Here is a 20,214-nt window from a genome sequence, read left to right as displayed (position 1 = left end):
AAACACTGTTATGACTTATTTAAGAAAACTATTAACCATCGGGTTGGTAAGCTTATTGTTTGCTTGTACTTCCGATTTTGAAGATATAAATACAAACCCAAACCGAACCAATGTTGGCGATATTAAGGCCAGCGGTTTGTTCGAACCATTGTTGTACAACGGTATTAACGCCTGGCAAAACTATACTTGGTTTTGGAACAACGAATTAATTCAGTTTACAGCATTTACAGGTGGGGGCACACGTCAAGAGCACCGCTATTTTATTGGTGACCAAAACTGGCAAAGCGTATGGAATACCTATGCTCGCTACACAAACAATGCGCTGCACATGTACGATTTAAGTGTAGCACAAAACGACCAATCATTGCAAGCGGTAGCCTTAACTTTAAAGGTGCTTTACATGTCTAACTTAACCGATATGTTTGGTGATGTACCATATTCTGAGGCCTTTCAAGCACGCGAAGGTGGTACAACAGAGCCAAAGTTCGATTCTCAAAAGGAAGTTTACGAGCAAATGTTTGCCGATTTAGAAACGGCAAACAGTCTATATGCGGAAAACCCCGTGTTCATAAAACCTGCTTTAGATGGTATGTATGGCGGCAACATCCAGCAGTGGAGAAAATTCAATAATGCTTTGTACCTACGTTTGTTGTGCCGTGTTAGTGGTCGTGACGAAATGGGCTCAGCCACAAAAATGACAGAGATTTTAAACAACCCAAGTAAATATCCATTATTCGAATCGAATGAAGATAATGCAACGGTTCGTTTTTCTGGTGCGGATCCATATCGTAGTCAGTTTGCAAATACTAACGAAAACGGCTTTACAAGTTCTGGTCGTAAACTCACCGAGCAGCTAATTAAAATGACGGTCATTGCCGATGATTTTGGAAATCAAACCTATGAAGACCCTCGTTTGGCTATCTACGGAAAGAAAAATCCAAACTATTTGGTAAATGGTGTAAACGCTTGGAAAGGAACCATTGCAGGTTGCACCGAAACTGAGCAAAGCGCTGCAGATGCTGGAACATCGTGGTTAAACGCCGCTGTTTTTTGTAGAGCCGAAATGCCAGCAAGTTATATGGATTATGCCGAGGTTCAATTCATTTTAGCCGAAGCTGCTTTAAAAGGTAGTATTGCTGGTGGCGAATTAGCAGCAAAACAATACTACGAAAATGCTGTAACCGCTTCCATTGAAAAATGGGCAGAATTGGGGCAGTTTAGTGAAACCCCAGTGGAAATTTCAGTAGAAAATATTGAAGCATTTTTAGCTTCAGATTTGGCATCTTGGGATAACGCTACAAATAAGGCCGAACTTATTGCAAATCAAAAATTCTTAAGTCTATTCTGGATTGGTATGGAAGCTTATCACGAATACCGCCGTACGGGATATCCAGAGTTAACCATTGGTCGTGGTACGGTATTCAACGATTATGTATTGCCAACGCGTTTTGCTTACCCCAATACAACAATGGCAACAAACAACGCCAATGCACAAGAGGCATTAACGCGTATGGGGGGTGAAAATAATATGAAAACTCCTGTTTGGTGGAGTAAACAAGCTATTGAAAGCGGAAACTAAAAATCAAAAAAAAACATTTAAAATAATGAATACACTAAATAAAATTCATACAAACAAAATATCGAGGTTGTTTGCATTAATAGCGCTGTTATTGGTGTCGGTTTCATGTAATGATGATGAGGAAACTATGGGTGATCCATATTTTACAATTGAAGAAAACCCAACCGGATTGTCGGTGGATATCAACGGAATTACCCAAAGCTATGTGGTACGTTCCAATCAGTCATGGGAAGTGGTAGCACAAAGCGAAGGTGAGTGGGTAAAGGCATTTCCAAATAAAGGTGATGATGATGGCATCTTTAAATTTATTGTTGAAGAAAACAACACTTTTGATGCTCGAGTTATGAACTTTGCATTCTTGGTAAATGGTCAAGAGCAGCCCGCTTTATTTCGCATTGAGCAAGAAGCCAACGTACCATTTATAACGGTTCAAAATGCTGAAGAAGGTATAAGTGTTGCTTCTGCTGGTGGTAACTTTCAAATTAATTTAAGTACCAATGTTGAGTGGACGTACCAAATTATAAATGGAGATTGGATTCAGGAATTAGAAACCACCGAAACATCAATAAAACTTTCCGCAGAAAAAAATAAAGGTACAGAGCGTTCAGCGACTTTAACCGTGAGTTCCGCAAATTATCCTGCTTTAAGCAAAAGTGTTAACATCACGCAATTGGATGGAAGCATTGTTTTAGAAGAGCATTTCGATTGGTTAACCTACGGAAGCACCATTTTTTATACTACATCTGGCGAAAAACGTATGGATTCTTGGACGCAAGACGAAATGGATAGAGGCTGGACAAGCACCCCAAATACAAGTTCTAGCAATCAGCAAGTGGTGTATGCCAGAACAGGTTTTGTAAAACTTGGAAAAACAGGTTACGGTGGCGATTTAATTTCTCCAAAATTTTTAATTCTAGACGAAGAAACCAATGTTAAGGTTACGTTTAAGGCGGTGCCTTACCAAACCAAAAGAGGTACACAAGACGATAATATTTTAAATGTCGGTGTTATTGGCCCAGGAACTACAAGTGTAGATGCATTTACCATCAGTAATTGGCCAGATTATGATGCCGATCCTAATTGTACAGCAGTTTGGGAAGATGCTTCGGCAACTTACAGCTTTACAATTACTGGTGCTACTGCCGAAACCCAATTGCAATTACTTGGTGGCGATTTTGCACTTAAAGGTGTGGGTAAAGGTAAAAACCGCATTTTTTTAGATGATATTAAAGTTGAAATTATAGAATAATGAGTCAATCACGAAGAAAATTTATTAAGCTAAGTGGTTTAACAACACTTGCAAGTGTTAGTGGTTTAGGCTTTACCTTGCTTAATTGTGAAAGTAATGATGAGGTTGAAATTGATGAAAATAACGACTTAAATATTTCTAGTGTTTCAATTCCTTCGTCGTTAGATGTTAGCAGAGATGGACAAACCACATTAACAGGAAAAGGATTTAAAGTTGGAGATACCATTGAGTTTGTATCTTCAACTACTTCACAGAGCTTTTCAGGAACAGTTGTTGAAGTTTCAGATAGCACATTCACCTTTGCGATTCCGGCTAATTTTGAATCAGGAAATTACGCTGTAAGTGTTTTGCGTAATACCAATAAACTATTGTTGGGTAATATTTTGTGTAATGTAATTGCGAATACCAATATTCCTGATGTTGCAGGCAAAAACATAAAAGGTGTGGTGTATTGCAATGGCGAAGGTATAGCTAATGTAACGGTTTCCGATGGTTACGAAGTAACTGTTACCGATGCTCAAGGGCGTTATTATTTAGCGTCACTTAAAAAAACAGGATTTGTTTTTATTTCCGTTCCTGGAAATTACGAAGTTACCAATGTTGGTAGCGCACCTCAGTTTTTTAAGCGTGTTAGTAACAGCACAGAAACGGTAGAACAAAAAGATTTTTCGCTTATTCAAGTGAATAACGATAATCATGTGGTGTTGTCTTTGGCCGATTGGCATTTGGCAAATAGAAATAACGATTTAGAGCAATTTACATCTAAAGTGTTGCCGGACATTAACAATACCATAGATAAATATTCCGCAAACGGAACAAAAGTTTATGCGTTAACCTTGGGCGATTTAACTTGGGATGCGTATTGGTACAACAATAATTTCGGACTTAACGATTACGTGCCTTACATGAATAAAATAAATGCTCCGGTATTCAACTTAATCGGGAATCACGATAACGATCCTTATTATGCTAACGACTGGGAAGCCGAAAATAAATACCGCGATATTATTGGGCCAACGTACTATTCCTTCAACTTAGGAAAAGTGCATTATGTGGTATTGGATAGCGTGGAGTATATCAATTCTGGAGGTTCCCAAGGAACCGTAGGCAGCAGAAATTACAACGAGCGTTTAACCAACGATCAAATAGAATGGTTAAAAAAGGATTTGGCAACCATTACAGATAAAAGTACGCCAATTGTACTGGCAATGCATACACCATTGCACAAACATCCGTCCTTAGATGCTAACGGAAGTCAGGTGAATACAACCGATTTGTTAAACGCAAGCACCTTAAAAAATGCATTGAGCGAATTTGCAACCGTTCATGTTTTATCTGGGCATACACATGTTAATTTTTCGGTTGAAGAGCATAACATTATGGAGCATAACACAGCTGCATTGTGTGCAACGTGGTGGTGGACCGGTAGAAACGGTTATGCCGGTAATCATATTTGTAAAGATGGAAGCCCAGGCGGATATGGTATTTGGGAGATGAATAACCGCGATATAAAATGGCGTTTTAAAGGGATTGGTTATGATGAAGATTACCAGTTTAGAACTTACGATCTAAATAGTATTCATATTACAGCGGCCAATTACGCCCCAAATTCAAATGATACCGATTTAGCCGATTATGCCGATGTCTACGCCAGTCCAAGTGCAAACAACGATGTTTTAATAAACGTTTGGGGTTACGATTCGCAATGGCAAATTGAAGTTTTAGAAGGCAATACGCCCTTAGAAATTTCACGAGTAAGTGCTAAAGATCCGTTACATATTATTTCTTATGATGCTTTGCGTTTAAATGCAGGAGCAACCCCGACCAGTGCGTTTGTAACGAATAAAACGGCTCACTTTTTTAAAGTAACGGCAGCTATGCCAGATGCCACTTTAAGTATAAAAGTAACTGATAGATTTGGCAATGTTTACACCGAAAATATGGTGCGCCCCAAAGCGCTAACCTTAGATATGAAATAAAAAATATTAATAAAAATGAAATCATTATACATAAAACAATCGTTAACGCTAGTACTTTTTGCAACTATAAGTTTTCAAGCTTTAGCACAAGAAAAAGTAGCTGGTTATGTGTTTAGCGATGCCAATAAAAATGGCAAAAAAGAGTCGAGAGAAAAAGGAATTGCTAATGTTGCCGTAACAAACGGCGTTGATGTTGTGCTTACAGATAAAAAAGGAAAATACGAATTGCCTTTGGGAGATGATAACATCATTTCTGTGATAAAACCAAGTGACTATGCAATTGCAACAAACGCCGATAATTTACCACAGTTTTTTTATAATCATAAACCAAAAGGATCACCAAAATTAAAATTCAAAGGTGTTGAAGCAACGGGTAAATTACCGCGATTGCTTAATTTTCCTTTAATACCTTCCGAAGAAAAAGACGTTTTTACGGCTTTGATTTTTGGAGATCCGCAACCGTATACACAAAAGGAAGTGGATTATTTTGCAAAAGGCGTTGTGGAAGAAGTGGCCAATATTGAAAATGTGCCGTTTGGTTTAAGCCTTGGCGATTTGGTTGGGAATGATTTGGACTTATTTAATCCGTACATTCAAGCGACAAAAAAAGCGGGAATACCTTGGTATAACGTGTTGGGCAACCACGATATTAATTTTGATGCTGAAACCGATAAGCTTTCCGATGAAACATACGAAGCCCATTTCGGGCCTGCAAATTATGCTTTCAATTACGGTAAAGTACATTTTATTGTTTTGGATGATGTACTGTATCCCGATCCACGAAACCAAACAAAATATTGGGGTGGTCTTAGGGAAGTTCAACTTCGGTTTATTGAAAACGATTTAAAACACGTTGCCAAAGATTATTTAATTGTGTTGGCCATGCACATTCCATTGAGCGAACCCGTAAACGAAGATACGTTTAGAGATGAAGACCGCAAACGATTGTTCGATTTACTGAAACCGTTCCCTAATACGTTGTCGTTATCGGCGCACACACATATACAACGTCAAGATTTTTTCACAAAAAGCGACGGTTGGCACCAAGAAAAACCCCATCATCATTACAATGTAGGCACAACAAGTGGCGATTGGTATTCGGGCAGATTGGATGAAAATAAAATCCCCGTTTCAACTATGCGAGACGGCACGCCAAAAGGTTATGCCTTTATTAACTTTAACGGTAATTCGTATAGTATAGATTATAAAGTGGCGGGGAAACCAAAAACCTATCAAATGGAAATTTTCGCTCCAAAAGTAGTCGCAAAAGCCAAACGAACCAAGTCGGGTATTTATGTGAATTTTTTCATGGGAAGCCAAAACGATGAGGTGCTATACCGTATTGATAATGGCGATTGGAAACCCATGGAATACGTTAATGAAGTTGATCCATCGTATGTTTCCCAAATAATTAATTGGGATGAATCTGAAACTTTAATACCAGGCAAACGTGGTTCAAACCCAATTGATAGTACACATTTATGGCGAGGGAAGGTGCTTTCTAATCTTGACGCGGGTGTGCATACCATAGAGGTAAAAGCAAAAGATATGTTTGGCAATGAACATTTTGCCAGTAAAACGTATCGGGTTGAAGAACCTAAATTTTAAAATAACAATTTAAATAAAATGAAGTATTTAAAGTTTTTGCTACTGTTGGTAGTGATTTTTGGGTGTAAAGAAAAGGCTAAAACCTCAATCCAAAAAGAAGAAAAGTTTGAAGCAAAACGAGTTCAGGTACAGGGCCACAGGGGCGAACGAGGGCACAGCCCCGAAAATACCATTGTTGGCTTTAAAAATGCCATTTTGAAAGGTGTGGATGTTATTGAGTTGGACGTGGTGGTTTCAAAAGATAATCAAGTGGTGGTTTCCCACGAACCTTACATGTCATCATTGTATGTGTTAACCCCAACGGGCGACAGCATTTCTAAGGCCGAAGAAAAGCAGTTTAATTTGTATAAAATGACTTATGATAGTATTAAAACCTTTGAAGTTGGGCTAAAAGGCAATGTTAAATTTCCTCAGCAAAAACGAATTTCAGCATACAAACCTTTGCTTTCGGAGGTTATTGACAGTGTGGAAGCCTTTTTGAAAAAACAGAAATTACCTGCTGTGGACTATAATATTGAAATTAAATCGGTGCCATCGCAATATGGAGAATATCAGCCTCAACCCGATAAAATGGTCGAGTTTGTTATGCAGGTTATAAACAGCAAAGCCATAGCGGGACAATGGAATATTCAATCTTTCGACCCAGCAATTCTCAACGAAATGCACAAATCTTATCCAGAGGTTGAATTGGCCTATTTGGTAAGTAAAGGTGGTGTTGAAGATAACTTAAAACTATTGAATTTTACACCCCAAATTTATAGTCCCAACTATAAATTAGTAAAAAATAAAGCATTTATAGATTCTGTAAAAGCAAAACAGATGAAATTGATACCATGGACCGTAAATGATTCTTTAGCGATAAAGGAGCAAATTGATTTGGGTGTGGATGGCATCATAACAGACTATCCTGAAAAAGTAATATTGGAAAATAAAAAAAATAAAGAGTTGATTGAGAATTGAGTTTTTAGTTAGTTTTTGTTTTAATAGCGTAGTTGTTTAACTGCGCTTTTTTTTTATTATAATCAAAAATCAAGAGTTTCAACTTTGAATTTTTCAGGTATTAGGGATTGCATTATTTGCGGATTACCGTTGGTGAAAAACTTTATATTGGGTGTGGTGGTTGATGCATTTAACAATGCATGCTGTTCTAATACGGATTTGGTCTGTTTGGCTACGGCTTGCCCCGAATCAATTATTTTTAAATGCTTAGGCAACAAATCGATAAGAATGGGGATTAAATAGGGGTAGTGCGTACAACCCAACACCAAGTAATCGATGTTAGCATCAATCATTGGTTGTAAATAGAGTTTTAAAAGTGTTTTCATTTCTTCCGAATGTAATTGCCCGGTTTCAATTAATTCCACAATACCATCGCCGGTTTGTTCTAAAACGGTAATGTTTTTGGCAAATAATAATGAAGTTTTATGGAAAAGTTCGCTGCTTAAAGTGCCTTCGGTAGCTAAGATACCCACGGCATGCGTTTGGGTTTGCAGGGCGGCCGGTTTAATGGCTGGCTCGATGCCTATAAACGGAACGGGATAGTTTGCGCGTAAATAATCAATGGCGTTGGTGGTGGCAGTATTGCAGGCCACGACAATTATTTTACAACCTTGCTCGATTAAATATTCGGTGTTTTTAATACTGAGTTCTGTAATGGCCTTTTTGCCTTTGGGGCCGTAGGGCGCATTTTTGCTATCGGCTAAATAAATGGAGTGTTCATACGGCATTAGCGCGTGTATTTCTTTCCAGATGGAAGTGCCACCAACACCCGAATCAAAAATACCAATAGGTTGTTTGCTCATAGTTGCACAAAAATAAAAAAGCTGCCTTTTAAAAGACAGCTTTTCAAATGTTTTATTTTGTTAGGGTTTAGATGCCCAATTTCTTTTTTACGTCGGCAAGAATATCTTTCCCTTCGGCAACGATTAAAGTCGCTCTGTCCAAAACATATTCGTAACCTTGTTCTTTGGCCACTTCGTTAATGGCGTTCATGGCTTTTTCTTGAATAGGCTTGAATAATTCTGCTTCTTTTTGAGCTAAATCCTTTTGAGCATCGGCTCTAAATTGTTGGATACGTTGTTGCTTTTCTTGAAGCTCTAAACCTCTTTTTTGGTTTTCTTCGTCGGTTTTGGTACCTGCTTCAGCTTCGTATTGCTTTACCGTATTTTGGTACTCGGTAATAGAAGCTTGAATATCGGTTTGGTAAGTTTTGCCTAAGGCCTCGATTTCGGCTTGGGCTGCCTTAGCTTCAGGCATGGCCGCAATCAATTCTTGGGTGTTTATATGGGCAACCTTTTGGGCTTGTGCAAAACTAACAGTTACGAGACATAATGCGGTTGCTAATAATAGAGTTCTAAATTGTTTCATTTTTAATTAATGTTAAGTGTGTTATAAATTTATTTTTGTTTAATTTTTTCTAGCATTTATAATGCTATCTCTTCGTCTTTGGCGTTCTTCTAATATTTTTCGTTTTCTTTCTTCGAGTTCTTTTTGTCGGGCAGCTCTTTCGGCTAGTTTGCGTTGTCTGTTTTCTTCAATCAGTTCAGCTTGTGTTTTTGGTGCCTCTTCCGTTTTTTCTGAAGCGGTTTCTGTTGACTTCGCACTGTTTTCTACTTCTTCAGATGGTTCAGCAGTTTCGGTATTTGTACCGTTTCTCGCATCTAATTTCGCTTGTTTAGCTTTTTCCCTTTCTTCCAATATTTTTTGGCGCTTTTCTTCGGCGGCTTTTTTCTTGGCTTCGCGTGCAGCAAGAATTTCTTGTCGGCGTTTTTCAACCGCATCGGCTCTGGCTTGCTTTTTTTCTTCCAAAGCTTTTTCGCGCGCTTCCAATTCTTCGTTAATTTCAGGAATTAATTCTTCCTGTTCGGCAGCTTTTCGCTCGGCTCGGTTTTGGGCTTGCGTACGTTTGGCGGTTCGGGTAATGCTTCGTAATACCTGCTCGCTTAAATCGTATTGCTTTGCCGAAAAGAGCATGGTGGCATCTGAAGATTTATCGAAAATAAAATCGTACTTTCTGCCTTCTGCCAAATCTTGCACGGCCGCGAATATTTGATCCTGCACCGGTTGCATCAATTGCTTTTTCTGAATGAATAGATCGCCATTGGGACCAAATCGTTTTTGTTGATAATCTAATATTTCGGCTTCTTCAAAATCGATATCCTCTTGGCGTTCTTCAATCAGTTCGGTCGTCAATAAGGCTTTTTCGTTGTTTAAAGCTTCTCGTTTTTGTTCAACCGCAGCTAATTTTTGCTGAATTTCATTTTTCCACTTTTGTGCTTTGGCATTAAGCTGCTGCGTGGCTTCTTGATATTCCGGAACATTCTCTAAAATGTATTCAGTATCTATGTAAGCAATCCTTACCCCGCGTTGCGCATTGAGGGAAGAGAGGCTTAGCATAGCGACTAATGTCAGTAAAAAAAGAACGTTGTTTTGCATCGGTTTAATTGTTTTAATTTATGGGTTGCAAATTCTAAATAGGCAGATGTTTTGGCTGCCTTGTTGAATTCGGTCTTCAAAATTAACGAATTTTAATCTTAAAAATTTTATTCTCGTGCAAATCATCATGGTGTAAATAGAAAATATCGTGCCAAAATAAATTAAGCGCTTAAAATTGTTGTCCAATAATGAAGTGGGTTTCCCATCCGTGCTTGGTGGTTTTGCCAGGCACAGGGTCGAAACCGTGACCAAAATCGATACCCAATAAACCAAAGGCCGGCATGAAAATACGAATACCTAAACCTGCGGAACGATTAACGTTAAATGGACTAAAATCTCTAAAACTATCATAAGAACCTCCAGCCTCCAAAAAGGCTAGTGCATAAATTTTAGCTGATGCTTTTAAGGTTATGGGGTAACGCAATTCCAGTGAATATTTATTGTAAATAGTCCCTCCATCATTAGAAGCACGACCGGTAGTTTCATCAAGAGGTGTTAGCGATTGGTTGGGATAACCACGTAATTGTATCGCTTCACGGCCATCTAAACTGTAATTGCCCAGTCCATCACCGCCTACAAAGAATCTCTCAAAAGGAATCACGCCACGGTCTTGGTTGTAGGCGCCTAAAAAGCCAAACTCCACAAGCGGTCTCAACACCAAATTTTTGGTAATCTCGGTATACCACTCACCTTTAAAGTTAATTTTATAAAACTCTAACCAATTAAAACGTTTTTGGTCTATTTCTGTGATTTTTTCGTTTGCAGCAATATATTCAGGAGATAAAGTACTTTCTGCATTAGCAGCCTGTTGCTGTGCGGCGTCGTATTCATCAGAAAGTTGTTCGTAATCCACGCCGTTAAAAAGGGAGTACGGCAATGAGAATTTACCGGTAATCGAAAACTTCGAGCCTCCTGTTGGGAAAATAGGATCTACATTGGTGTTGTTTCGGCTTAAACCTACGGTGTAGGATAAGTTATTGGAATGCCCATCACCAAAGCTAAATAACCCGGTGTTGTAGTTGTTTAAATCGTAACGTTGGTAACTGATGGCCTGTGAAAGCGTAAAGAAATCGTCAGGAACCGTTAATCGTTTGGCCAAACCAAAAGTGATTCCAGTGATGTTAAAACTTCTACTTCTGTCTGGTTGGAAATTTGCTCCATACGTAAATTGCTTGGTGTGCGATATTGATGTTGAAAACTGTACGGGGCGTTTGCCACCCATCCAAGGTTCTGAAAACGAAAAACTATAGGTTTGGAAAAAACGGCTGGCCTGTAAACGAAGCGCTAATTTTTGTCCGTCGCCCATGGGAATAGGTTTATAGGCTTCCTTTTTAAAGATGTCTTTAATGGAAAAGTTATTAAAGGATAACCCTAAAGTACCAATAAAACCGCCACCACCGTAGCCCCCTTGTAACTCGATTTGGCTGGAACCGGTTTCTTTTACAGAGTATTCCATATCGATGGTACCTTCCATGGGGTTGGCATTTTTAAAGTCGGGCGAGATTTCCTGGGCATCAAAGAAGCCTAGCTGCCCCAATTCCCTAACGGTACGCACTACATTGGCTTTGCTGTACAATTGGCCAGGGCGCGTACGCAATTCGCGGTAAATTACGTGGTCGTTGGTTTTATCGTTGCCCACTACCGAAACAGTGTTGAAGTAGGCCGGTTTACCTTCGGAAATTCGAATTTCCATATCAATAACGTTGTTGTCGGCACTCACCTCAACAGGGTTGATGCTGGAAAACAAATAACCGTTGTTTTGGTATTCGTTGGTAATATCGAAAGCATCGGGTTTTGAAGGGTCTGCAATGCGCTTTTGAAGTAAAACGCCGTTGTAGGTGTCGCCCTTTCTTATGCGCAACAAACGGCTTAAATATTCGTTTGAATACACTGTGTTACCAATAAATTTAATATCGCCAAAGGTATATTGGTCGCCCTCGGTAACATCGATATAAAGCGAAATGGTTTTATCGTTGTTAACCACCAAACTGTCTGATAAAATTCGGGCATCACGATAACCGTTTTCTTTGTACGTGTCAACAATGTGACCTAAATCGGCTTGGTAGGCCGAATCGATATATTTTGAACGTTTTAAAATACGAAGGCGATTGATTTTCTTAGTGCTTTTCATGGCTTTTCTAAGCCTTTTGTCACTTAAAACATCATTGCCAGAAAACACAATGTCTTTAATTTTTACTTTTTCACCTTTGTCGATATTAACCACCATGTTTACCCTAGCGGTTTGAATGGAATCCTTTATATCGATAGTGTTGATGTGAACTTTGGTGTTGTAATAACCGTCTTTTTTATACTTTTTCACCAAATGGTTTTTGGTGGTGGTAATGAGGTTCTCGGTAACTTTTGTTCCTTTTTTTAGTTTGTTGTCGTTAACGATACCTTCAACTTTTCCTTTTTTAACACCGTTTATTTTTATGTCGTTAAGCTGGGGTAAATCGGAAAGTTGAATTTGAAGAAAGGCTTTGTCGTCTTCAATTTTAGTCACGTAAACTTCAATATCGCTGAAGAGTTTGGAGTTCCAAAGTTTTTTAATGGCGTTGGCGATATCTTCACCGGGAATGGTTATTTCATTGCCTTTTCTTAGTCCAGAATACGATACAATGGTTTGGTCGCCAAACGAGGTGTTTCCCAAAACCGAAATATCTTCCAAAATGTATTTTTTGCCTTTTATGTAATTAACATCTTGTGCTTGAACGGCCATGCACCCTGCAAAAAAGGCTATAGTAAAAAAGTACTTTAAATATGTTATTGCAGGTAACTTAACTAAGTTGTTCACTTGTTTTCCCAAATCTTCGTTCTCTTTTTTGATATTCAATAATAGCTTCGTACAAATGTTGTCTTTTAAAGTCTGGCCACAGTACACTTGCAAAAAATAATTCAGCATAAGCTATTTGCCATAGTAAAAAGTTGCTTATGCGCTGCTCTCCGCTAGTTCTAATAAGCAAATCTACATCTGGTAAATTATGCGTGTAAAGATGCTCATTTATAATTGATTCATCAATTTTATCGGGCGAAATTATATTATTTTTAACTTTAATGCTAATTTCTTTTACGGAGTTTATCAATTCTTCCCTGGATCCGTAGCTTAAAGCCAGCGTTAAAGTCATTCTGTTGTTGTTTTCGGTACTTTTTATAACTTCAAAAAGCTCTTTGTGCACTTTTTTGGGTAATGTACTTAAAGCTCCAATGGCGTTTAACCTAATGTTGTTGTCCTGAAGGGTTTTGATTTCTTTTTTCAATGAAGACACCAAAAGCTTCATAAGGGTTTGCACTTCTAATTTGGGGCGTTTCCAGTTTTCGGTGGAGAAGGCGTAAAGCGTTAAGTTTTCAATGCCTATTTCGGTACAGGCTTCAACGGTTTCCCTAACCGATTTGGTGCCGTTTTCGTGGCCAAAAGCACGTGCCATACCTTGTTGTTTGGCCCAACGCCCGTTGCCATCCATAATGACGGCAATATGTTTGGGTAATCTTTTTTCGTTTATGTTGCTTTTTAAATCCATTTTATTCTACACAATAGCAAGGGTTTTCACCAAAGGTGTAAGTTAGGGTAATTCCCGAGAACACGTACCAATCGTTGTTATTTATATTTCCAAAGCGGTATTGGTTTCTCCATTGGTCGTCTGGCATGCTGCCGTCAATTTCATCTGAAAATGTATAACGTGCACCCACTTCAAGCCCCAGAATAAAGTTGCCCAACACGTTGGTTTTAAAACCTAAGGCCATAGGGATGCCGTAGGCCCAACTGGAGGTGTTTTCAGAGGTTTGCAAACCGTTAAAATAATAATAATTGTCGTGGTGCGCCACACTAATGCCTGAATATAAGTAGGGGATCGCCACGGTTTCGCCAGAGTGCAGGTTGAAATCCATAAATGTAAACTCCATTCCGGCCGATATTTCCAATAAGTTGGAATCGAAATCATAATCCCGTTGGATTCTTCTTGGGTCGTCCGATTTGCTGTCGAAGGCTTTTAAATCGGAATAGGTTAACGAAGCCCGCCATGAATGCCTTTTGCTTCGGTTCCATTTAAATAACAAGCCCAACGCCGGAGCATTAGGATTTATATAGTCTGTGGCACCAACATCACCAATTAGGTTGCTGCCGCCAGCAAACCCTCCAATTTCAAAAATTTGGGAATGGCTTAATTGAATGCTTAAAATGCTAATAATCAAAAGGGTTAAATGCCTCATAAATGTTCGAAAGTTTGCAAATATAATAAATAAGATGTGTTCAAAATAATATGAACAAAATTGTCTGGTTTTAAAACAGAAAATCTCTTAAATTATTGTTTTAATTGCGTTTGTCTTCGCCCCAAAGGAGTTTTTTTCGAAGGGTGTCCAGGAAGCTTTCGTCCAGGAGGTCAATCATTTTAATTTTGAAATCGGCCTTTTTGATTTTTATAAGCGTGCCATTGTCCAAAGTAGCAATTCTGGAATCTAAAGACACCAAATGCTGTTCTTCGCGACCATCTACCCGAAGCTCAATTACGGTAGAATCAGGGATGATTAACGGACGCGCACTCAGGTTATGAGGAGCAATGGGCGTAAGGGCAAAACTGTTGGTACTTGGTGTAATTACCGGGCCGCCACAACTCAGCGAATAGCCGGTAGAACCCGTGGGCGTTGATACGATTAACCCATCACTCCAATACGAGGTGAGGTATTCGCCATCTAAGTACGTTTCAACGGTTATCATCGAAGTGGTGTTTTTCCGGCTTACTGCAATTTCGTTGAGTGCAAAATTGAGCGATTTTATATCTTGGTTTTCAGGCGATGTTTCCACCGAAAGCAAACTGCGTTCCGAAATGTTGTATTTGCCATCAATGATACTTTGCATGGCACGCTCGATATCGTCCACCTGAATGGTGGCCAGGAAACCGAGCCTTCCGGTGTTGATGCCAATAATGGGTATGTCGATATCCTTTACAAAAGTAATGGCGCGTAAAATGGTACCATCGCCACCCACACTTACCAGCAAATCGAAAGAGGTGTCGAGTGTGTCGAAGGTTTTAAACGTATTAAAATCCTTTATGTTGGGTGAATTGTCGCTTATGATTTCGAAAAAATGACTTTCAATATAAGCGTCAATATCCTTTTTTAGTAAATATTGAAACAGGGTTTCGACGGAAGCTGATGTGGTTTTGTTGTAAAATCGTCCGAAAATGGCAACCTTCATCATATGTTTAAGTATCTTTTTAAGTAATTGGAACGTTCTTTCAGGGTTTCTAAATAGCCATCTTCTTCATGGCCAGAAATGATGTTGTAGCTGTACCTTCTAAACGTTTGAATAATTTCGTTTAAGCCAGTGTTGCCAATTTTTAAGGTGATTTGAATCAGGTCGCTGTTCATTTTAGAAACGAATGCCCCCAAAAGTTTACCGTCGTTCGATTCTACAATTTGGCTAATTTCGCTAAATGAATAATCATTAATACCTTTTTCAATCACCAAAATGCCACCCGCTTCAGAAAAGAATGGCGACTCACTAAAAAGGCTAATAACGTCATTAAGTTCATAATAACCCAAATAACGGTTTTTAGCGTCCAGAACGGGCATGATGTTATTGGAATGCACAGCAAATTCTTCTAAAATATCCAACCAAACAGTACTGTCGCGAACATAAAAATCTTCAACTGCATATAGGTATTCCTTTAGTGGTTTTTCGCCATCAAAACAATGGGCGTCGGTTTCAGAAAAACATCCCACGTAAGTGCCATTGTCGTCCTTTACGGGAATGTGCGAAAACGTAAGCTGGTTAAAAAGGTGTTGTAGCTCACTGGCCTTACTGTTAATGTTTAAGGGTTTTACATCGTTAATTATGTATTCCGAAAGTCGCATAATCTCTGTTTATTGGTACTGCAAATTAATCAAAAAAATACTATGTAGACGTGTTCTACTTTGTATTTTTGCTGAATAAAACTGATTTATGACCAAGTTAAGCGTTAATATTAATAAGATTGCCACGTTGCGGAATTCAAGGGGTGGCAATGTGCCCAATGTGGTGCAATTTGCCAAAGATGTACAGCGTTTTGGTTCCGAAGGAGTTACCATTCATCCAAGGCCAGACGAACGGCACATCCGCTATCAAGATGCGCGCGATTTAAAACCGGTAGTTTACACCGAATATAATATTGAGGGCAACCCTATAAAGTCGTTTATGGATTTGGTTTTGGAGGTGAAACCTACACAGGTGACTTTGGTGCCTGATGCCGAAGACGCCATTACCAGCAACGCTGGATGGGACACCTTAAAACATAAAGATTTTTTGGTTGATGTAATTAAGGAATTTCAGCAAAACGGCATACGAACCTCTATTTTTGTCGACCCGATTTTAAAGCAGGTTGAAGGCGCTAAGGCTACTGGGACCGATCGAGTAGAATTGTATACCGAAGCCTTTGCGCATGAGTACGCGTTGGGTAACGAAGAAGGGGTAAGGCCCTACATCGAAAGTGCCAAACTGGCTAACGAACTTGAGTTGGGATTGAATGCAGGACACGATTTATCGTTGGATAATATTGAATTTTTCAAAAAGAATATTCCGGGTTTATTGGAGGTGTCTATTGGACATGCATTGGTGGCCGAAAGCTTGTACTTGGGCGTAGAAAACGTCATTCAGATGTATTTAAGGAAATTAAAAGCCCATCCTTAAATCCTTCCCGAAAGGAAGGAAGCACTCAGACGTCGGTGGGAAAAAAAATAATAAAAAAGGAAAAACACAACAGTTTCCCTCCTTTGGAGGGATTAAGGGAGGCAGTATGACATTACATTCAAACATCATAGGCGAAGGAAAACCATTTGTAATTCTGCATGGTTTTTTGGGTATGAGCGACAATTGGAAAACTTTGGGCAATCAATTCAGTGAATTGGGGTTCGAGGTGCATCTGGTGGATCAGCGTAACCATGGGCGGAGTTTCCATAGTGACGAATTTAGTTACGAGCTTTTAGCAGAAGATTTAAAGAATTACTGCGAGGCCAATAATCTGGAAGATATTGTATTGCTCGGGCATTCCATGGGCGGAAAAACCGCGATGTTGTTTTCTGCATTATACCCCGAATTGGTGTCTAAATTATTGGTGGCCGATATCTCACCAAGATTCTATCCCGTGCACCACGACGCTATTTTAAACGGATTGAGCCAGTTGGATTTTAGTGAAATAAAAAGTCGTGGCCAAGCCGATAAAGTGTTGAGTGAGTACGTGTCCGATTTTGGCACCCGTCAATTTCTTTTAAAAAACCTGTATTGGGTTGAAAAAGGTCAATTGGGACTGCGCATTAACTTAGAGGTTTTGAAAAACGAAGTGGCCGAAGTTGGAGAGTCACTTCCCGCACATGCTACTTTCGATAAAGATACCTTATTCCTTCGAGGCGATCGTTCGGAATATATAGGCCTTGATGACGAGAATATTATAAAACGCCATTTCCCAAATTCAGAAATTGTTACCATTGCCAACGCAGGGCATTGGCTGCATGCCGAAAACCCCAAAGACTTTTTTGAGGCTGTAGAGCGGTTTGTGAAATAATAAATTTCGTATATTTCCTTAAAACAAAATATATGAATCTCATTTTAAGACTCCTATTAAACGCTGCAGCCGTATTTATTTTAGCCTATGCGCTATCGGGCGTTAATGTTGATAATTACTTAACGGCTATCGTGGTGGCGCTAGTTTTGGCGATACTCAATTTACTGGTAAAACCCATTTTGGTTATTTTTACGTTACCAGCAACCATCTTAACTTTAGGCTTGTTTCTTTTGGTAATCAATGCCATAATTATTCTGCTGGCTGATCAATTAATAAGTGGGTTTTCGGTCAATAATTTTTGGTGGGCATTGTTTTTTAGTGTTCTACTTTCTATACTGCAATCCATTCTTCATTCTTTGTTTAAAGAAGATAAAAAATAGCCAAGAGCCTGTTTAAATTTTTGTTATTAACTTTTGTATTGTTCATTTTTGATGCAGAATGAGTTAAAATTGAAGATAATAGCTATGCTACTTGATGAAATTTTAACAAAATTATGCGCAAAAAGGGGCGTAGAAAAATAATTGATAAAAACTTAAACAAGCTCTAAAAATCAAGGGTTTAAAAACTTTGTTGGGTGGTAAAAATATTGTACTTTTGCCACCCAATTTTAGTTACATAATTTTTAGGTTTCACAAAAACCTATTAGTGTTAATTGCCTAAAAGGCTTTATATCATTTAAAAATGAATATTACAAGAGAAAACGTTGATGCATTAAATGCTGTTGTGAAAGTAGATATCGCTAAAGAAGATTACAGCGATAAGGTAGAAAAAATCCTATCAGATTACCGTAAAACAGCAAACATTCCTGGGTTTAGAAAAGGGCACGTGCCAATGGGCATGGTGAAAAAACAATACGGTAAAGCCGTTTTGGTTGATGAGGTGAATAAATTGTTGCAAGATGCCTTGAACAAATATTTAACCGAGGAAAAATTGGATGTTTTAGGGCAACCGCTTCCAAAAACTCAAGAAGAAATTGATTGGGATGCAGAGAAATTTTCTTTTGAATTCGAATTAGGATTGGCTCCGGAATTCGAAGTGGAATTAAAAGGTAAAGACGCTATCACGCAATACAATATTGTTGCCGACGATAAAATGATTGATGAGCAAGTAGAGCGTATCCAAAAACAATATGGGAAATTAGTGTCTCAAGATGCCGTTGAAAAAGACAGCGAAATTACCGGGACCTTCAAAAACGAAGAAAAGGAGATTGAAAATACAGTAACTTTAACTTTAGATAAGTTTAAAGGTAAAGCGACCGAAAAACAATTTATCGGGGCTAAGGTTGGTGATGTTATCACTTTACAAACCAAAGGACTTTATGATGACGAGCACGAATTGATGCATGCTTTAAAATTAGGTCATGAAGATGTGCACGAACTGGATATTGAAGTAACTTTTGAAATTACTGAAATCAATGAGCGCCAATTGGCCGATTTAGACCAAGAATTGTTCGATAAATTATTCGGCGAAGGTGAAGTAACTTCAGTAACCGAAATGAAAGCGAAAATAAAAGAAGACGCCGAGAAGCAATTCGTTCAGCAAGCCGATCAAAAATTATTGAACGACGTCACTGAATATTTGGTAGAAAACACCAAATTCGATTTGCCGGCCGAATTCTTAACCAAGTGGTTGCAAACTGCCGGAGAAAAGGAATTGGATTCCGATCAAGCCAGAGAAGAATACGAGAAGTCTGAAAAAAGTTTGCGTTACCAATTAATTGAAGGTAAGTTGATTGAGGAGAACGACATCAAAGTAACCATGGACGATATTAAAAACCATGCCCGTGAAATGATAAAGGCCCAAATGGCTCAGTTCGGACAAATGAACCCTTCTGATAAAGAATTGGATGATATCGCTGCCCGTGTATTGTCAAACCAAGATGAAGCCCGTCGTATTTCAGAGCAATTGGTAAGCCAAAAATTATTAGAGCTTTACAAAGAAAAAGCAAACCTTAAAGTTAAGGAATTAAGCTATGAAAACTTTGTTAAAGAGGTTTACGGTGATAAATAGGTAAATAATAAATGCTTATATTTAGGCGCTTAAATCTACAGGTTTAAGCGCCTTTTTGTTCAAAATAAATTACTAAAACTAAAAGTGGTAAATCCATGTTGGTGTCAATCAATGGATTATCAAAATAAATTTCAATTTTAACTATGGATTACGCAAAAGAGTTTGAAAAATTCGCGATAAAAGACCAAGGTATAAGCAGTACATATTACAATAAAATAATCAGCAGTATGTACCCCACCAACCTTACTCCAAACATTATAGAAGAACGCCAAATGAACATAGCGGTTTTTGATGTGTTTTCCCGATTGATGATGGATCGTATCATTTTCTTGGGAACAGGTATTAACGACCAAGTGGCCAACATCGTTCAGGCGCAATTGCTGTTTTTGGAAAGTACCGATGCTTCTAAAGACATTCAAATTTATATCAATTCGCCGGGCGGTAGCGTGTATGCCGGATTGGGCATTTACGATACCATGCAGTTCATCAAGCCCGATGTGGCTACCATTTGTACAGGTATGGCGGCCTCGATGGGAGCGGTACTTTTGTGTGCTGGTGAAAAAGGAAAGCGTAGTGGATTAACCCACTCGCGTGTTATGATTCACCAACCATTGGGCGGTGCGCAAGGTCAGGCTAGTGATATTGAAATTACAGCTAGAGAAATCTTAACCTTAAAAGAAGAACTTTACAAAATAATAAGTAAACACTCGGGGCAAGATTACGACAAAGTTTACGAAGATAGTGATCGTGATTACTGGATGAAAGCCGATAAGGCCAAAGAATACGGTATGATTGATGAAATATTGGCTCGCAATTAATAAA

Annotated in this window: 18 protein-coding genes; 10 read left to right on the top strand and 8 right to left on the bottom strand. The window is 38.7% G+C overall.

What is annotated here, in order from left to right; translation table 11 throughout:
* Positions 1-10: 10 nt before the first annotated feature.
* The 5 genes from HC176_RS10135 to HC176_RS10115 are packed head-to-tail and all read left to right on the top strand — an operon-like array spanning position 11 to position 7,375.
* Complete coding sequence (locus tag HC176_RS10135) at positions 11-1,579, top strand: SusD/RagB family nutrient-binding outer membrane lipoprotein (protein WP_167918088.1); 1,569 nt, start codon at positions 11-13, stop codon at positions 1,577-1,579.
* A 25-nt stretch (positions 1,580-1,604) separates the two neighbouring features.
* Complete coding sequence (locus HC176_RS10130) at positions 1,605-2,828, top strand: BACON domain-containing protein (RefSeq protein WP_167918087.1); 1,224 nt, start codon at positions 1,605-1,607, stop codon at positions 2,826-2,828.
* Positions 2,828-4,807 (top strand): calcineurin-like phosphoesterase C-terminal domain-containing protein, encoded by a 1,980-nt coding sequence (locus tag HC176_RS10125; RefSeq protein WP_167918086.1) that lies wholly within the window; start codon positions 2,828-2,830, stop codon positions 4,805-4,807. The genes HC176_RS10130 and HC176_RS10125 overlap by 1 nt, the downstream gene beginning before the upstream one ends.
* 15 nt (positions 4,808-4,822) lie before the next feature.
* The gene (locus HC176_RS10120; RefSeq protein WP_167918085.1) at positions 4,823-6,415 is read left to right on the top strand and encodes a calcineurin-like phosphoesterase C-terminal domain-containing protein; all 1,593 of its coding nucleotides are present in this window, start codon (positions 4,823-4,825) and stop codon (positions 6,413-6,415) included.
* Positions 6,416-6,433: 18 nt separating this feature from the next.
* Positions 6,434-7,375: a glycerophosphodiester phosphodiesterase family protein gene (locus tag HC176_RS10115; RefSeq protein ID WP_167918084.1), complete on the top strand. Its 942-nt coding sequence runs from the start codon at positions 6,434-6,436 to the stop codon at positions 7,373-7,375.
* 62 nt (positions 7,376-7,437) lie between these two features.
* On the opposite strand, the gene murI is transcribed toward HC176_RS10115, so the two are convergent.
* From murI to HC176_RS10075, 8 genes are all read right to left on the bottom strand, one after another.
* On the bottom strand, positions 7,438-8,217 hold the full coding sequence (gene murI, locus HC176_RS10110; RefSeq protein ID WP_167918083.1) for a glutamate racemase: 780 nt from the start codon (positions 8,215-8,217) through the stop codon (positions 7,438-7,440).
* A gap of 67 nt (positions 8,218-8,284) precedes the next feature.
* Positions 8,285-8,782 carry an OmpH/Skp family outer membrane protein gene (locus HC176_RS10105; protein WP_167918082.1) on the bottom strand — a complete coding sequence of 166 codons (498 nt, stop codon included), beginning with the start codon at positions 8,780-8,782 and terminating at the stop codon, positions 8,285-8,287.
* Between the two features lie 39 nt (positions 8,783-8,821).
* Complete coding sequence (locus HC176_RS10100) at positions 8,822-9,850, bottom strand: OmpH family outer membrane protein (RefSeq protein ID WP_167918081.1); 1,029 nt, start codon at positions 9,848-9,850, stop codon at positions 8,822-8,824.
* A 169-nt stretch (positions 9,851-10,019) separates the two neighbouring features.
* Positions 10,020-12,656, bottom strand: coding sequence for a BamA/OMP85 family outer membrane protein (locus tag HC176_RS10095; protein ID WP_209309699.1), 2,637 nt, complete (start codon positions 12,654-12,656; stop codon positions 10,020-10,022).
* The gene (locus tag HC176_RS10090; protein ID WP_167918079.1) at positions 12,628-13,368 is read right to left on the bottom strand and encodes an undecaprenyl pyrophosphate synthase; all 741 of its coding nucleotides are present in this window, start codon (positions 13,366-13,368) and stop codon (positions 12,628-12,630) included. Before HC176_RS10090 ends, HC176_RS10095 begins: the two co-directional genes overlap by 29 nt.
* A gap of 1 nt (position 13,369) precedes the next feature.
* Positions 13,370-14,056, bottom strand: a complete 687-nt coding sequence (porG, locus tag HC176_RS10085) for a type IX secretion system protein PorG (RefSeq protein WP_167918078.1) — start codon at positions 14,054-14,056, stop codon at positions 13,370-13,372.
* Positions 14,057-14,156: 100 nt separating this feature from the next.
* Positions 14,157-15,041 (bottom strand): NAD kinase, encoded by an 885-nt coding sequence (locus HC176_RS10080; protein ID WP_167918118.1) that lies wholly within the window; start codon positions 15,039-15,041, stop codon positions 14,157-14,159.
* Complete coding sequence (locus HC176_RS10075; RefSeq protein WP_167918077.1) at positions 15,041-15,700, bottom strand: CBS domain-containing protein; 660 nt, start codon at positions 15,698-15,700, stop codon at positions 15,041-15,043. Before HC176_RS10075 ends, HC176_RS10080 begins: the two co-directional genes overlap by 1 nt.
* An 88-nt stretch (positions 15,701-15,788) precedes the next feature.
* Here HC176_RS10075 and HC176_RS10070 point away from each other — a divergent pair, with 88 nt between their 5' ends.
* The 5 genes from HC176_RS10070 (at position 15,789) to clpP (ending at position 20,210) form a co-directional block, all read left to right on the top strand.
* Positions 15,789-16,511 (top strand): pyridoxine 5'-phosphate synthase, encoded by a 723-nt coding sequence (locus tag HC176_RS10070; RefSeq protein WP_167918076.1) that lies wholly within the window; start codon positions 15,789-15,791, stop codon positions 16,509-16,511.
* Between the two features lie 106 nt (positions 16,512-16,617).
* Complete coding sequence (locus HC176_RS10065; RefSeq protein WP_167918075.1) at positions 16,618-17,382, top strand: alpha/beta fold hydrolase; 765 nt, start codon at positions 16,618-16,620, stop codon at positions 17,380-17,382.
* 32 nt (positions 17,383-17,414) lie between these two features.
* Positions 17,415-17,762: a phage holin family protein gene (locus HC176_RS10060; RefSeq protein ID WP_167918074.1), complete on the top strand. Its 348-nt coding sequence runs from the start codon at positions 17,415-17,417 to the stop codon at positions 17,760-17,762.
* A gap of 301 nt (positions 17,763-18,063) precedes the next feature.
* Positions 18,064-19,392 carry a trigger factor gene (gene tig, locus HC176_RS10055; RefSeq protein ID WP_167918073.1) on the top strand — a complete coding sequence of 443 codons (1,329 nt, stop codon included), beginning with the start codon at positions 18,064-18,066 and terminating at the stop codon, positions 19,390-19,392.
* Between the two features lie 143 nt (positions 19,393-19,535).
* Positions 19,536-20,210, top strand: coding sequence for an ATP-dependent Clp endopeptidase proteolytic subunit ClpP (clpP, locus tag HC176_RS10050; protein WP_167918072.1), 675 nt, complete (start codon positions 19,536-19,538; stop codon positions 20,208-20,210).
* Positions 20,211-20,214: the final 4 nt, after the last annotated feature.

This window comes from Tamlana crocina (assembly GCF_012037625.1).
This window is presented reverse-complemented; position numbering and strand designations above follow the sequence as displayed.